This window comes from Bartonella sp. AU18XJBT (assembly GCF_028618595.1).
Taxonomy (GTDB): Bacteria; Pseudomonadota; Alphaproteobacteria; order Rhizobiales; family Rhizobiaceae; genus Bartonella.
The window spans coordinates 50,930-65,660 of sequence record NZ_JAQITE010000006.1; the positions used below are offsets into that span (position 1 = coordinate 50,930).

Below are 14,731 nucleotides of genomic sequence, written 5' to 3' on the forward strand. Positions count from 1 at the left end.
TGAATGTCCTCACTAAAAGATCTTAGAGACCGTATCGCTTCGGTTAAAGCAACACAAAAGATTACCAAAGCTATGCAGATGGTTGCAGCGGCGAGGTTGCATCGTGCTCAAGAGGCAGCGCAGTCTGCGCGTCCTTATGCGAAGAAGATGGCTGATATTTTGACCAGTGTTGCTGCTAATGTAGATGGTGTTGATGCGCCTGCTCTTATGCGTGGTACGGGGCGAGATGATGTGCATCTCTTGGTGGTGTGTACTGCTGAGCGCGGTTTGTGTGGTGCTTTTAATGTGCAAATCGCTCGTCGTGCACGTGAACAGATTAAAGTATTGTTGGCGGCTAATAAAATAGTGAAAATTATCACTGTGGGCAAAAAAGGTGCGGATATTTTATCGCGTGATTACAAAGGCTTGATAATTGATCATATCGATTTGCATGCTGTAAAACGAATTGGTTTTGCAGAGGCGGTGATGATTAGTCAACGAATTGTTGATTTATTCAATGAAGGCGCTTTCGATGTCTGTACGCTGTTTTATTCTGAATTTATTTCTGTGATTAATCAGCGTCCAACAGCTTTTGTCTTGATTCCAATGATTGCTCCAAAAGCAGCTGTTGAGGCACTCGATGTTGAGGAGCAAACAGATCATAGTAAAGGTTCACAATCAATTGTTTATGAGTATGAACCTGATGCGGCTTCTCTTTTAGAGGCGCTTGTGCCACGCAATCTTTCGGTGCAAATCTTTCGGGCTTTGCTAGAAAATATTGCTGGTGAGATGGGCGCCAAGATGACGGCTATGGACAATGCATCGCGCAATGCAGGTGAAATGATTAATAAATTGACGGTAGCTTATAATCGTCAACGTCAGGCACAGATTACGACAGAATTGATCGAAATTATTGCGGGCGCTGAAGCGCTTTAAATGGAAAAGGTAAGGATTGATGGTAAAAGCAGTAACCTCAAGCAAAGGAACAGAAAAAGGTGAAAAAAAGAAACCAGCTGCTCGTTCCGGCGTGAAAAAAGCCGCTTCGAAATCTCAAGTGGATGTAACGGCTTCAGCGGATGTAAAGGCTTCTTCTGCGTCTGCGCGTAGTGCAGCTAAAAATACACCTGTAAAAAAAGAGACATCCGCAAAAAAAGAAGAGCGTGCAAAAGGCGCTGTTGGTGAGGTCAAGCAGGTTATTGGTGCTGTTGTTGATGTGCAATTTGAAGGTGAATTGCCAAATATTCTCAATGCTTTGGAAACAGAGAATTTAGGCAATCGCTTGGTATTAGAAGTTGCGCAGCACTTGGGTGAAAATACTGTGCGTACGATTGCTATGGATACCACTGATGGTTTGATGCGGGGCCAAAAGGTTGTGGATACAGGTACGCAAATTAGCGTTCCTGTAGGAGAAGCGACCTTGGGACGTATCATGAATGTGATTGGAGAACCGGTGGATAATGTGGGACCAATTCCTGCGACAAAAACACGTTCTATTCACCAAGAGGCACCTGAATATGTTGAGCAATCGACAGTTTCGGAGATTCTCGTCACCGGTATTAAAGTCGTGGATTTGTTAGCTCCTTATTCTAAAGGAGGTAAAATTGGCTTGTTTGGTGGTGCTGGTGTTGGAAAAACCGTTCTCATTATGGAGCTTATAAACAATATTGCAAAGGCACATGGTGGGTATTCTGTGTTTGCTGGTGTTGGAGAACGTACACGTGAAGGAAATGATCTTTATTATGAAATGATCGAGAGCCGCGTGAATGTGAATCCAAAAGAGAATAATGGTTCAACGGAAGGGTCAAAGTGTGCTCTTGTTTACGGGCAAATGAATGAACCACCAGGAGCGCGTGCGCGTGTGGCTCTTTCAGGATTGACAATTGCAGAAAGTTTCCGTGATGAAGGACAAGATGTTCTCTTCTTTGTGGATAATATTTTCCGTTTCACGCAAGCAGGAGCTGAGGTATCGGCTCTTTTAGGGCGTATTCCTTCTGCTGTTGGGTATCAGCCTACCTTGGCAACGGATATGGGGGCACTGCAAGAACGTATTACTAGTACAAAAACAGGCTCTATTACTTCCGTTCAGGCAATTTATGTTCCTGCTGATGACTTGACGGATCCGGCGCCGGCAGCATCTTTTGCTCATTTGGATGCAACAACTGTTCTTTCGCGCTCTATTGCGGAAAAGGGAATTTATCCGGCGGTTGATCCGCTTGACTCTTTCTCGCGTATGTTGGATCCATTGATTGTGGGGGAAGAGCATTATACAGTTGCTTGTCAAGTGCAAACCATTTTACAACGTTATAGAGCGCTTCAGGATATTATTGCTATTCTTGGAATGGATGAACTTTCTGAAGATGACAAATTGCTGGTGGGGCGGGCGCGTAAAATTGAACGTTTCCTTTCGCAACCTTTCCATGTTGCGGAAGCCTTTACTGGTTCGCCGGGGAAACTCGTTCCTTTAGAAGAGACAATCAAAGGCTTTAAAGGTCTTTGTGCTGGTGATTATGATGATTTACCAGAAGCTGCTTTTTATATGGTTGGTTCGATTGATGAAGCACTTGAAAAAGGAAAGCGTCTCATGGCAGAGGCTTCTTAATAAGAAGCTTCTTATTCAAGAACATAGCTGTCATGGGTATTTTTCGTTAAAAAGGACAAGTCGTTGAAGAAAACAGAGAGTCCTTATATCGGGTATTGTGGAGACTTTTGTGGAAAACAATAGAGAAGAGCATTTTTTATTTGAGCTTATATCGCCTGAAAAAATTGTGTTTTCAGAGCAGGTCGTGTCTGTTGTTCTTCCTTCAGCCTCGGGGTATTTGACAGTTATGGCGCATCATGCACCATTGGTGGCAAGTATTGTGTTGGGCAGTGTTCGTGTTCGTACCTCTTTGGGTGAAAAATTATTTGCTGTATGCGGGGGTGTTGCAAGTATTACCTTTTCTGGCTGCTCTTTATTGGTAGAGCGCATTGTGGCTGTAGAGCACCTTTCTTTTGATGTATTAGAACAGCAAATTTTGCAGATTCAGGCGATGTTAGGAGGGACAAGTGATGAGGACAATCATAAAATAGAGTCTTTTTTCCAGCAGTTGTCAGCTGATGGTGCTGTATTGATAGAAGCGTAGCAAAGTATACAGGAAAAGGTGACATGAGCGGAAAAAAGAGTACGGTTGTGTCTGCTAAAAGGAGCGCAAAACCTTTTCCTCGTCCTGGTCGTGTCTTTGCGGGACCTTTGCCAAAGTGCTTTGTTTATATTTTGGCTTCTCTTATTTTGCAATGGGCTTATGGTCTAGGGGCTAATATTGTTCAGTCTAACATTGTTCATCTTACGGGTGATTTTCATGCAACTTTGGCTGAAACGACATGGCTGGTAGCGGCCTATATGGCGCCAAATGTGAGTGTAGCGATTATGTTGATCAAAATCCGCTATCAATTTGGGCTGCGCGCTTTTGCTGAATTATCAATTCTTGGCTTTGTTTTGGTTTGCGTGTTGCAGCTCTTTGTGACGGATTTGCGTTCTGCATTGATTATTCGCTTTTTTGCTGGGATTGCTGCTGCTCCTTTGGCTTCGCTTGCGCTGCTTTATATGATGGAGGCTTTTGCTCCAGCAAAGAAGTTTACTGTTGGTCTTAGTTTGAATTATATGAATGCAGCTTTAGCGGCACCTTTATCGCGTTTGATTTCTCCTGATTTGCTGGAAAATGGTGGTTTTTCCAGTCTTTCTGCTCTGGAAATGGGGTTGGTTCTCATCAGCTTGGTCTGTATTTATACTTTACCTCTTACTCCTGTTGTGCGCAGTAAGGTTATTCAAAAATTAGATTGGATTAGCTATGGTTTGATTGCTCTTGGTCTTGGATTAAATGCTGTGATTATGTCTGTTGGCATATTGTATTGGTGGTATGAAGCACCATGGATTGGTTGGGGGCTCGCACTTGCTATTTTCTCGTTGGCACTTGCTATTATTATTGAGCTTAATAGAGAAAAACCGTTGATTGATTTACGTTGGATTTTCAGTAAAGAAATGATCCAATCTGTTTTTATTTTATTGATCTTTCATGTTTTTTTATTGGAGCGGTCAAATTTGCCCGTAGGTTTTTTTAATCTTTTTGGTTTGCTTAATCGTGAGATGGCGCCCATGTATCTTGCGGTGACATTAGGGATTCTGTTAGGGGGGGCTGTTTGTGTCTTTTTTTTACGGGCGGGGCGTGAGGATTATTTTTATTTGTTATCTTTAGGTTGTTTGGCGTTGGGAGCTTATTTAGACAGTCATGTAAACCATTTAACGCGTCCGAAAGATATGATGTTGAGCCAAGGGTTGGTGAGTTTTAGTTATGCACTTTTTTTGCCTCCTGCTCTTTGCAAAGGGTTTGTGATCGCTGGTGAGCGAGGACCGCGTTACGTTTTAAGTTTTATTGCTGTTTTTTTGTTAACGCAAGTGACAGGGGGATTAATGGGATCAGCTTTTTTTGGCAGCCTACAGTTTTATTTTGCTCATAAAAACTTTGAGTCCTTAACACAAAATATTATTATTACTGATCCGCTTATTTCTGGTGAGATGAATACTTTATTTTCGCCTTCTTATGGTGTTTCTGTTCCCAATGGTTTGAGAAGTGAGCAGGGTACTTCTATGTTGATAGAAAAATTTAAGTTAACAGCAAATATTTTTGCTTATGATGACGTTTTTCGGCTTTATTTTTATATTTCAATGGTTGTATTCGTTATTTTTCTTGTCACAATGATTGTTAAGTCATGCTCTTTGCGTGCATTAGAAAAGTAGAGTAATGTCATAGAAAGAGGGGTGCAAAAAATGATAAAAGCATTACGGTCAAAAGCTACGATTGTTGCATTCCTGTCAGGTATTACGGGGGTTTTGCTAATCTTGTGGGCTTGGAGACTTCCTCCTTTTGTAAATAATATTCAAATAACGGATAATGCTTCCATTAAGGGCAATGTTACTCTGGTTAGTTCACAGATCTCTGGGGTGATTGCACGGATTTATGTGCAAGATTATCAACGTGTTGAAAAAGGAATGCTGCTCTTTGAGCTTGATGATTCTCTTTTTCGTCAGCAGCTTGCACGAGCACAGGCTGTTCTCGATTCAAAAAATGCAAAATTGGCCAGTATTGAATTGCAAGCTCAGATTTTACAGGGAGAAGTTAATGCTGCAGAAGCCGAATTAGCGCGTTCACGAGCATTCTCTAATGTTGTTCCTGATAGTAAAAAGTTAGGATTTGGTGATGCGGCAATTTCTGTTTCTCGCCCTCTTTCACAACTTTTGGCAGCCCTAGAAACAAAACGACAATTGCAAAAACAATTAAATCTTGAAAAACAAAGTTTACAGTCAGAAGTTTCGGGAGCGAAGGTGAGTGTTGAGTTGGCAAAACTTAATCTCGATCATACAAAGATTTTGTCTCCTAGAACAGGCTATATTGGATTGGTTGGCGCTAGGGTAGGGCAATATGTTATGCCGGGGACGCAATTGGTCTCTGTGATTTCTGATGATATTTGGATTATTGCTAATTATAAAGAAACGCAGCTTTCTCAGATGCGTGTGGGACAACCGGTTGTTTTTTCTGTTGATGCATTGAACAACAAAAAGTTAACAGGACGTGTGGTTCGTTTTGCTCCAGCAACGGGTTCTGAGTTTTCATTGTTAAAAACAGATACGACAATTGGTAATTTTATCAAAATTGCGCAACGTATTTCAGTACGGATTGCTTTAGATCCTGGGCAGGAGGGAATTGAAAAACTCATTCCTGGGATGTCTGTGGTTACGTATGTGGATACTTCGCAGCGGGTCGATTCTGGAGGATGAAATTTTGGGTTTGTTCAGTTTAATTTTTGCGTCATTTACGTATAGCAAATGGATCTTCACATTGGAAGATTTCGTTTGGTTTGCTATAATACATCTTTTGAAACTCTTAAGCTTCTTACTCGTCTATGTCATGATGTAAAATAATGTTCCTTAGAATATTAAAGCGCATGCATCTTTACTCACTTCTATTTCTTTTGAAATAACTCAGTAGGGGGGGAATATTAGAAGCTTTGCCTGTAGTTTCTAGCAACATCATCTTTTGAGGCATGGAAAGAAGGTGCTTCTTTTTATCTGAGTGTAATCTTTGTGTGATGTTTGCAATGATGTGAGGCAGATCATTGGGAAATGTATCTCTGATACATGTGTTGCTATTATCAATGTGTATTGCATGTATAACAGTGATGCTAAGTTTGAAAACTGTTGTAATAATCCAGCTAAAAAACGCCCGTACATAATATTATACACTATAGAGCGTATAAAATGTAGTTACCGGAGGATATAGACGATGAAAGATGTGAATGGTGTTGTCTATTTGTTATTGTAAGGGATTAAATCGTTATCTATCTAAGTCAATATCCCTTCGTTTTCTGTTGCCATTTAAATACCAAGATATTTATTGTGTGTTTTGATAATTTCTTGAAGAGTGCTTAAAGAACTATTTCTTTCAGTTTTATGCAGTTTGAGCACAATTTTTAAATTGTGCTTTGTTATAATTTTTGTAATCAATTCTGATCAATTAGGCTAAAGACAATGCTGACATGAATGTTTTTCTGATTTAGCCGTTTTCTTTTTGTTTTTAAGTTCCAAACATTTTACGAATATTCTCTTCTTATAGTCGCTGTAATTCTTAAAGTTTAGCTCCTCCTCTAGCTTCACTTTCGGTTCTCCGTTTTTCATCTCCAGCTTCCCATTTCATATTCGGCTTTTCTTTTAGCTGCCTCTTCTTTTTGCTTTTTTCTGACGTTCTATGGCAAGTTTGTGATCAGCTATTCGTAGGTTTTCACAATTTTTTGAAGTTCCTGACTATCTACATCTCATAGCCCATTCGTCGAATCATTTTTTATCTTTTTTAAATTCTGCTACGCTATAGGTTCTTTCGCAACCAGCAGAGACAAGAGCCGTGCAGAGTAGCAGTGTTGTAATAATGACTTTGTTATGATTTTTCTCCTTTTTCCAGTTTAATGACCACAGAGTGGTGGGGTATAACCTTTGTGTCGTTTTCTAAATTCTTTCGCTTCACGTTCTTCTTTTTTTGTTGGATTATTGCCGATGTTTCCATTTGTAGAACTCTTATTCGTGAATCTGTAGGGCTGCGTAGGGTGTTTGAATGGGCTGAATTTGATCCGTATCTTTAGGATTTTTAAGTTGGTCAATGAGCTGTTTGATGGTTTTTTGTTTTTCACGCGCTTTTTCGTAAATAGCTTGCTTTATGTTGTGCTTTGACTTTTTGTTCATCAAAAATATCAACTGCGGCCTTTTGATTTTGCGTTTTTCAATGGCTCTTTGTATAAACATTTTTCTTTCCTCTTTTCAGTATTTTCGCTGTCGCTGCTACCTGTCAATTTTTGAAAGTGACTAAAATTAGTGCGATGGGGGTCATGACCTTTTTGCTTTTTGAATGTTCTTTGAAGAGCTGCGGGTGTTTTATTTAAGAAACCATGTCGTTTTTTATTTCATCGAGTAGATTTTTAAAATGTGCAATCTGTTGTTTTAATTGTTTAATTTGTTCTATGTTCTGGTAAAATGAGTTGAAAAAAATAGAATAATTATTGCAAATGCGTTCGTTTGAAATTCAAAGGAAAATGCAACGATTGTCGTTGAGAAAAAATTCTTTTGTTTAAAGGCATTTTTTGTAAAAACATCTGTTAGTGAGAGGAGTGTAGGTTTTCAATATCAAAATATCCTTCCCTTTCCCCAATTAAAATGACAATCAAAGATACATAGAGTAAAAGTATAAGTTTTTGCAGTATTAATTTGTTGTTTTTAGTCTCTATACACAATGAAGTTTTGGGAAGTCTGCGAAATTAGGGGAAGTTTGGGATTGAATATTTGAGTTGTTATCTTATGGTACCGTGAATATCCTTATTTGAGGTGTTGTATCAGACGTCTTTTTGACACGTTAAGTTGTTCGTGTGGGGAGCACATTCATCGTAGGGCTTGCTTGTTGCCTTTAGAAATGTCGTCCTTTGAGGTGTGGTGATGTGAATCGCATGCGTGGATAGGTTTCCGATAGACAAAAGCTGGATTATAGACTGGTCGGATGGATAGAAAACTTATCCTTTTGGGAGGGAGCGTAAAGTTAGGGGGAAGACGTAAAGTTTATATTTTGTAAACCATAAAAAATGCCCGCTTTGAGTCGGGCATTAAAAGGGAAGGTTGTTGGTTGTGTTGTTAATTTTTACGGATTAGAAAGAAGCTTACTAAAGCAACTCCTGCTGCTAATGCGAGGGTTTTTTTAGGATTTTCTTTCGCTTTTTTCTTTAATTCTGTAGCATGTTCGTTGAGGTGATAAAGCGCGTGACGGCCTTTTTGTTTCCATGTGTTAAACAGCTCAGAAATGTTTTCAAAGCTATCATTTTGAGAACTCCAATGATTTACGGGGACCAGCTCTCTTTTTAATTGTGCTATACGTTTTTTAATTTTAGCATTTTTTCTATGGGGTGAAAATAGACACATTTATTGACTCCTTCATGTGTTAAATTGTTGTGTGACAGTTGGAATTGTGTTTGGGGTTTTGCTATAACGGCTTGAAAATTGAAAGGTTGCATTGATAATGCCGCGTGTGGGTGAGGTGCGAATTAAGAGTTTGGGTTTAATGAGGTATTTCTTAATGTGCTCGAGCCCATTTTGTGATGGTGTTTGTTAAGGATGTAAGATAAAAATTTTTACAAAATGGTGTGAGATTCATTTTTTTTTGTTTGTTTAAAGTGTTAGGGTAGTTTTTGGCACTTGAAATAGTTTATAAGGAATTTTTATCTACATGTTCTCTTGTGGTTGTAGGGAGTGGTGTTGATTGATTCAATTAGGAAGATTTAAAATGAGAAAATCTTGCGATATTTTGGTTTGCTATCCAAATTTGTAAAAAATAGATTATTATAAATCAACATGTTGGATTAATTTGGCGGTGTCTTTCATGCAATTTTTAAAAATTGCGCTTTGATAGGCGTTGTCTTAGGCGTTATCTGTTGTGTTGTAAAACACTGTTTTGCGATGACGTTGGTGTAAGGTATAGGAATGCAACTTAAAAATACAGTATTGTTTCTGTTTGGTTCAGTTTCTTTTTGAATCAACCAAGTATAGAAGTATAGATTTGAACAGAAGTAGTAGAACTTATCCGATGCGTCTATAGAATGAATCAACCTATGAATTGTATTGCATCAGTGTTAGTAGGTGGAACCTTTTGAGAGCAATCTGTTAAGATTGGTAGGCGGTGTAATTTTCGTCCTTTGAAGCGCGGAGGAAGTCAATGTAAATGATGATTGATAGCGCAGGTTTTAAAAATTTGAGGACTTGATGAGTACGACCTATTTTTTATCTAAACCACTTGAGCGTCGTCGCTCTGTTGGTGTTGCTGTTGGCGATGTGATCGTTGGGGGGCAGAGCCCGATAGTTGTACAGTCAATGACCAATACAGATACAGCTGATGTTGATGCAACTGTTGCTCAAGTGGCTGCTCTTTGGCAAGCTGGTTCACAATTGGTTCGGATTACTGTTGATCGCGATGAAGCCGCGGCAGCTGTACCAAAAATACGGGAGCGATTGGAGAGGTTAGGATTTTTTGTGCCATTGGTTGGGGATTTTCATTATATTGGACACAAGCTTTTATCTGATCATCCTGCGTGTGCTGAGGCGCTTGCAAAATATCGCATCAATCCTGGAAATGTTGGTTTTGGCGCAAAAAAAGATCGTCAATTTGCAAAAATTATTGAGATTGCTTGTCGGTATCATAAACCTATTCGCATTGGCGTGAATTGGGGGTCTCTTGATAATGCATTGTTAACACGGCTTATGAATGAAAATGCACAGCAAGAAAATCCTTTATCGGTTGCTGAAGTGATGCGGGAAACTGTTGTGCAGTCTGCTCTGCAATCGGCTCTTTGCGCTGAAGAGATGGGGTTGGGGCGTGATAAAATTATTCTTTCTGCTAAAGTGAGTGATGTTCAAGATCTTATTGCTGTCTATACCACCCTGGCTGCGCGTTGTGATTATGCTCTTCATTTGGGATTAACGGAAGCTGGGATGGGAACAAAGGGCGTTGTTGCTTCTTCGGTGGCTTTGGGCATTTTATTACAGCAAGGGATTGGCGATACAATACGAATTTCCTTAACACCAAAACCTGGTGGTGATCGGACACGAGAAGTAAAAGTGGGGCAAGAACTTTTGCAAGTAATGGGTTTTCGGCAATTTTTGCCTGTGGTTGCGGCTTGTCCTGGTTGTGGGCGTACAACCTCAACGGTCTTTCAACAATTGGCGCAAAAAATTGAAGCAGATTTATACAAAAATATGCCTGTTTGGCGTGAAAAATACCCTGGCGTTGAAAGTTTGAAGGTTGCCGTGATGGGATGTATCGTCAATGGACCGGGGGAGTCCAAACATGCGGATATTGGAATCTCTTTGCCTGGAGTGGGGGAAAGTCCTGCGGCTCCTGTTTTTATTGATGGACAAAAGGTGAAAACTTTGCGGGGTGATCACATTGCTGAAGAATTTGAAGCGCTTTTGAGTAATTATATTCATACACGCTTTGGACAGGGGTGAGGTAAACAATCTCATAAAGTTAAAAAAAAGAGGAGCAGGTTTAAAAAACACCTCTTAAGATCCCTAAGTCCATTTCACGACGATGTTTGTGAAGAATATAATGGTAAAGCTTCCTCATGAATAATATAAAACTTATAGAATATCCACCCTCTTTACGCTTATAAGTAACAAGTCGGTACCATTAATATATTTGCCTGCCCCTATAGGGTCTTTAACATTTGAGACACTTCATAAAAGGCATTTTTACTCCACATGGGCTCTCTCGTTTGTGACGTGAAAGAGATTTTGATTCAACATAAAACAAAACAGTTTTGAAATGATAGGATTTTATAATATTCGGGATTCTCATTCAATATGCAAAACAATGAATACTCTTTATAAATCAATATGTTGCTTTTGCTACGGTCAATACTGTTGTTGGGCTGCTTATTATTTCAAAGTAAATCAGAGGTTATACATGTTATGAATCAGAAGCCTATAAAGGATATCGATTCGTTTTAGTTTGTTAAGAGTATTAAGCAAAACTATATGAATACTTTGATAGATCCGTATCATGCGGTTGCTGATTTTTTGGCTGCTCTTGAGGCAGTAAAATATTTAATGGATTTTGACAAATGTCAAATTATAGAAAAAACATTACTTATTAATTTTTCCAGCTATAAAATTGATAGGATTGGAGATCCGTATAGCGGTTATTACCCTATTTGTCGTAAAATTTAAGCTTTTATCTTTATATAAAAGGATGTATAGGTTGCCCTTTTTTGGCGTTATTGGGGGATGCATGACAAGTATATTAGCATTTGGATTTTTATTTAACGGTATAAGAATTTTAACAGGTGCCTTTATTGTATTTTATATGCTTGAAAAAGGGCTAACTCTTATTGATATCGGGATCATTAAGTCGTTTCAGGCTTTTATTATGATGGTTACAGATATTCCTCTGGGATATTTTGCCGATAGAAAAAGTTATAAAATATCGATCGTTTTGGCAGCAGCTTTTGCTGCTACATGGCTGTGTCTCATGGGATTTTCTACAAGCTTTTATGGTTTTCTTTTGGCAGAATCTTTTAATGCCTTATCGCTGACATTGATTGCGGGGGCTTATAATGCTTTACTTGTTCAATATGCAAAAGCAAAAGGGACATCGACTAAAAAAGTGCTGGGAGCGAGCTCTCAATATAATTACATCGGCATGTTTATATTCAGTTTAATTGGCGCATATTTTGCTGATTATTCGAGCCAATATATATGGTATATTGCGGCGTTTTTAATGTCGATGACAACACTCTTTGGGTTATTTTTTCTTGATGACCTGAAAGGAGAGAAAAAACCAAATAAAGCGAATTCTCTCATTTATGATGCTAAGGAGATGTTGTCTATTTTTATTAAGGTTCCTTATATCTCTTTATGCTTTTATTTTTCACTGATCTTTTCCAATATATTCTCGCAGTATTGGCAGTGGATATTTAAAGATCATCATATTAATGTCACTTATTTTGATCTTGGTGTAACATTTTCACTGATATTGCTCTCTCAGCTCTTGGCTAGTTTTCTCTTTACAAAACTAAGTGAAAGGGTGAATTTTGTTTTATTGCTGTTTCTTTTGGTTTCACTGATTTTTACAGTGGTTTTCTTTGAGCCGAAAAAAGAAATTGCTGTTATTTTAGTCTGTATGATTTTTTACTTAATTAGGTATACATATCTTCGTGTAGAAGTTGTTTTGCATGATAGTATTAGTGATCATTTCAGGGCTACATATGAATCTTTCTTGTCAACCGTTGGGAGATTTAGCCTCTTGGTATTTTTTTACATGAGTGCGTATATGGTCGATATATTTGGCTTTTTCTCACTCGTTTATATTTTGGGTATTTATTTATTGGTTTACCTGTTGGCAATGTTTTTTTTAGAAGGAACTTTCAAAAAAGCTCAGTGAAAATAGTAATGTATTTCACGTGTGTTTCATGGAGTTTATAGTGAATCAAGGCTTTTATTTATTAAGGCGCATCATTGTTTTGCATGTTGAATGGGAAAGCAGAATATTATCCGTTACTCTTATTTCAAATCTATGTATGTTGAAGCAATCAAAGTCATCTGCTTGTACGTTATAAGTGGGCATGGCATAAAATCATTACAAAAGAAATAAAAATGCTTCTCATGAATATTGCACCAAGAGTTGCTGACAAGATTGGACGCTGATAAAGAAAATGATTGTGCTGGATTATATGCTTATTAAGGAATAGTGATTGCGCATTATTTCACATTTTCTTTTTTTCATTCTTTAATGGAGGGCATTTTTCATGCAAAATAGGATACCAGAATGCACTTGTATTATAAATTCACGTGGCTTGTTTTAATGAAATTCCTCTCAAGGTTTATTGCACCTATTTCATGATAAGGACTATGATGAAGATTAATGGTAACTTTTCTTTGAAAAGTCTATCATGCATTCAATACAGATGACGGTGTACATTATGTGCAATGGGGCGGATGGAGTTTAATTTTTGCGTAGTGCACTAAAGTGTGCTGCTTGTTGGAGGGGGAGTGCTTTAGCGCCAAAAGGATGTAAGAATGTTTCTGCTTTACTGATGAGTGTATCTCGCTTTTTTTGGGTTTCTTCAATGCCATAAAGATGAACAAAAGTTGCTTTTTGTGCCGTTTCATCTTTTCCAGCCGTTTTTCCTAGGGTTTGTGTGTTGGCGGTGACATCAAGAAGGTCATCGGTTAATTGAAAGGCTAAACCAAGATAGGTACCAAATTCAGTAAGCTTTTCGGTTAATTCTTTAGATGCATTGCCAATGATGGCGCCTGCTTGGCAAGCAAAGCTTATCAGGGCTGCTGTTTTCATGCGTTGTAGAGTGGTGATGTCAGTACTTTCTTGCGGTCTTTTTTCAGCTTCAAGGTCCAGCATTTGTCCACCTAACATACCGCCAAGCCCTGCCGATTGTGCAAGAGACGTGATCAGCTTTATTCTAATGTCTGTCGATAGAGTACTGGCTTTATGGGCAATAATTTCAAAGGCAAATGTTAAGAGGGCATTGCCTGCTAGAATTGCTGTTGCTTCATCAAATGCTATATGGACGGTGGGTTTTCCACGCCGGAGTATATCGTTATCCATAGCGGGAAGATCATCATGAATGAGCGAATAACAATGGATACATTCTAAGGCACATGCAACATCAAGAGAATGTTCTACAGGAATATCAAATAGTGCAGCACTTTGAATCACAAGAAAAGGACGCAGGCGTTTTCCACCGTTCAGCACACCATAGCGCATGGCTTTGATTAAGTTTTTAGGGCGTGAAATTTCACCATTTTGGATTTGATCACTTAACAGAGTATCAAGCCGCTTTTCAACGGTATGTCCATGTTTTGCAAGAAGGGTGGTAAATTCGTGCATTCTTGCTTCCTTTGTTTTTACAAAAATGAAATTAAGAAGTTTAAGAGAAAGAGAGAAAGGTTGTCGCTTTTTCTTGTTGTCATAAATTGGCGTCGTTTTTTATTAAAAATCAATTTCTCTTTTTATCCATATCTCTATTGTATGTGCAAATCCATTTTTAAACTAAATAAAAATTAAATGAAGGTCTTATAAAAAAGCTTTCATTGATGTATAAAATTCTTAAATTTTGCGGTGTTTTTGATATTCATTTGATCACTGTGACACCATTTTTGATGAAAAGAAGGTCATTTTTGGTCAGAGGAGGATCATTTTGACATTGCCTCTTCTTTTTTATCAGTGTATAATATCTTCAAATTTTATGGTGTTTTTAAATGAAGCATTGTCATTTTTGACATTGCTTTTTCTGTTTTAATGGATTTGGAGTGTCTTTTTATGGCTGTACCTAAACGAAAAACCTCTCCAGCGAAGAGGGGCATGCGCCGTTCGGCTGATGCTCTGAAGGCGCCGACTTATATCGAAGATAAAAATTCTGGTGAATTGCGTCGTCCTCATCACATTGATTTGAAAACGGGAATGTATCGCGGGCGTTCCGTTTTAGTGGTTAAAGACTGAGCGTTTTATCTTTTTTCCAGTATTAAGTTTCCTTTGATTCACTCGTGAATGCACGCTTGAGGCGTGCATTTTCACTTTAATGTGGGTGTTGGGGTGCCCTTACGTCGTCCTCATCACATTGATTTGAAAACGGGAATGTATCGCGGGCGTTCCGTTTTAGTGGTTAAAACTTTAGC

Annotated in this window: 12 protein-coding genes; 9 read left to right on the forward strand and 3 right to left on the reverse strand. The window is 38.5% G+C overall.

From position 1 onward, the window contains the following. Nucleotides 1-3 precede the first annotated feature (3 nt). The 5 genes from PVV60_RS03315 (at nucleotide 4) to PVV60_RS03335 (ending at nucleotide 5,791) form a co-directional block, all read left to right on the forward strand. A complete protein-coding gene (locus PVV60_RS03315) occupies nucleotides 4-915 on the forward strand; it encodes a F0F1 ATP synthase subunit gamma (protein WP_273723111.1) in 912 nt (303 codons plus the stop codon). 19 nt (nucleotides 916-934) lie between these two features. Then, the gene (gene atpD, locus PVV60_RS03320) at nucleotides 935-2,578 is read left to right on the forward strand and encodes a F0F1 ATP synthase subunit beta (RefSeq protein WP_273723112.1); all 1,644 of its coding nucleotides are present in this window, start codon (nucleotides 935-937) and stop codon (nucleotides 2,576-2,578) included. A 109-nt stretch (nucleotides 2,579-2,687) separates the two neighbouring features. Next, on the forward strand, nucleotides 2,688-3,101 hold the full coding sequence (locus PVV60_RS03325; protein WP_273723114.1) for a F0F1 ATP synthase subunit epsilon: 414 nt from the start codon (nucleotides 2,688-2,690) through the stop codon (nucleotides 3,099-3,101). Nucleotides 3,102-3,124: 23 nt separating this feature from the next. Then, nucleotides 3,125-4,753, forward strand: coding sequence for an MFS transporter (locus PVV60_RS03330; RefSeq protein ID WP_273723116.1), 1,629 nt, complete (start codon nucleotides 3,125-3,127; stop codon nucleotides 4,751-4,753). 30 nt (nucleotides 4,754-4,783) lie between these two features. Further along, the gene (locus tag PVV60_RS03335; RefSeq protein ID WP_273723118.1) at nucleotides 4,784-5,791 is read left to right on the forward strand and encodes an HlyD family secretion protein; all 1,008 of its coding nucleotides are present in this window, start codon (nucleotides 4,784-4,786) and stop codon (nucleotides 5,789-5,791) included. A 1,290-nt stretch (nucleotides 5,792-7,081) separates the two neighbouring features. On the opposite strand, the gene PVV60_RS03345 is transcribed toward PVV60_RS03335, so the two are convergent. Next, nucleotides 7,082-7,306: a hypothetical protein gene (locus PVV60_RS03345; protein WP_273723119.1), complete on the reverse strand. Its 225-nt coding sequence runs from the start codon at nucleotides 7,304-7,306 to the stop codon at nucleotides 7,082-7,084. Between the two features lie 876 nt (nucleotides 7,307-8,182). Beyond that, nucleotides 8,183-8,467, reverse strand: a complete 285-nt coding sequence (locus PVV60_RS03350; protein WP_273723120.1) for a hypothetical protein — start codon at nucleotides 8,465-8,467, stop codon at nucleotides 8,183-8,185. Nucleotides 8,468-9,304: 837 nt separating this feature from the next. On the opposite strand from PVV60_RS03350, the gene ispG reads away from it, so the two are divergent. The 3 genes from ispG (at nucleotide 9,305) to PVV60_RS03365 (ending at nucleotide 12,479) form a co-directional block, all read left to right on the forward strand. Then, on the forward strand, nucleotides 9,305-10,546 hold the full coding sequence (gene ispG / locus PVV60_RS03355) for a flavodoxin-dependent (E)-4-hydroxy-3-methylbut-2-enyl-diphosphate synthase (RefSeq protein WP_273723121.1): 1,242 nt from the start codon (nucleotides 9,305-9,307) through the stop codon (nucleotides 10,544-10,546). Between the two features lie 528 nt (nucleotides 10,547-11,074). Then, entirely contained in the window at nucleotides 11,075-11,266 is a 192-nt protein-coding gene (locus PVV60_RS03360) for a hypothetical protein (protein ID WP_273723124.1), read from the forward strand. Between the two features lie 61 nt (nucleotides 11,267-11,327). Continuing rightward, the gene (locus PVV60_RS03365) at nucleotides 11,328-12,479 is read left to right on the forward strand and encodes an MFS transporter (protein ID WP_273723125.1); all 1,152 of its coding nucleotides are present in this window, start codon (nucleotides 11,328-11,330) and stop codon (nucleotides 12,477-12,479) included. 561 nt (nucleotides 12,480-13,040) lie between these two features. Here the strand turns inward: PVV60_RS03365 and PVV60_RS03370 are convergent. Further along, complete coding sequence (locus PVV60_RS03370; RefSeq protein ID WP_273723126.1) at nucleotides 13,041-13,943, reverse strand: polyprenyl synthetase family protein; 903 nt, start codon at nucleotides 13,941-13,943, stop codon at nucleotides 13,041-13,043. 432 nt (nucleotides 13,944-14,375) lie between these two features. On the opposite strand from PVV60_RS03370, the gene rpmF reads away from it, so the two are divergent. Next, nucleotides 14,376-14,555 carry a 50S ribosomal protein L32 gene (gene rpmF, locus PVV60_RS03375; RefSeq protein WP_005774555.1) on the forward strand — a complete coding sequence of 60 codons (180 nt, stop codon included), beginning with the start codon at nucleotides 14,376-14,378 and terminating at the stop codon, nucleotides 14,553-14,555. Nucleotides 14,556-14,731: the final 176 nt, after the last annotated feature.

Coding starts and splice junctions, on each gene's coding strand:
- PVV60_RS03365 (WP_273723125.1), top strand. CDS start 11,328: ATGACAAGTATATTAGCATTTGGATTTTTATTTAACGGTATAAGAATT.
- PVV60_RS03350 (WP_273723120.1), bottom strand. CDS start 8,467: ATGTGTCTATTTTCACCCCATAGAAAAAATGCTAAAATTAAAAAACGT.
- atpD (WP_273723112.1), top strand. CDS start 935: ATGGTAAAAGCAGTAACCTCAAGCAAAGGAACAGAAAAAGGTGAAAAA.
- PVV60_RS03360 (WP_273723124.1), top strand. CDS start 11,075: ATGAATACTTTGATAGATCCGTATCATGCGGTTGCTGATTTTTTGGCT.
- PVV60_RS03370 (WP_273723126.1), bottom strand. CDS start 13,943: ATGCACGAATTTACCACCCTTCTTGCAAAACATGGACATACCGTTGAA.
- PVV60_RS03345 (WP_273723119.1), bottom strand. CDS start 7,306: ATGTTTATACAAAGAGCCATTGAAAAACGCAAAATCAAAAGGCCGCAG.
- ispG (WP_273723121.1), top strand. CDS start 9,305: ATGAGTACGACCTATTTTTTATCTAAACCACTTGAGCGTCGTCGCTCT.
- PVV60_RS03330 (WP_273723116.1), top strand. CDS start 3,125: ATGAGCGGAAAAAAGAGTACGGTTGTGTCTGCTAAAAGGAGCGCAAAA.
- PVV60_RS03315 (WP_273723111.1), top strand. CDS start 4: ATGTCCTCACTAAAAGATCTTAGAGACCGTATCGCTTCGGTTAAAGCA.
- PVV60_RS03335 (WP_273723118.1), top strand. CDS start 4,784: ATGATAAAAGCATTACGGTCAAAAGCTACGATTGTTGCATTCCTGTCA.
- rpmF (WP_005774555.1), top strand. CDS start 14,376: ATGGCTGTACCTAAACGAAAAACCTCTCCAGCGAAGAGGGGCATGCGC.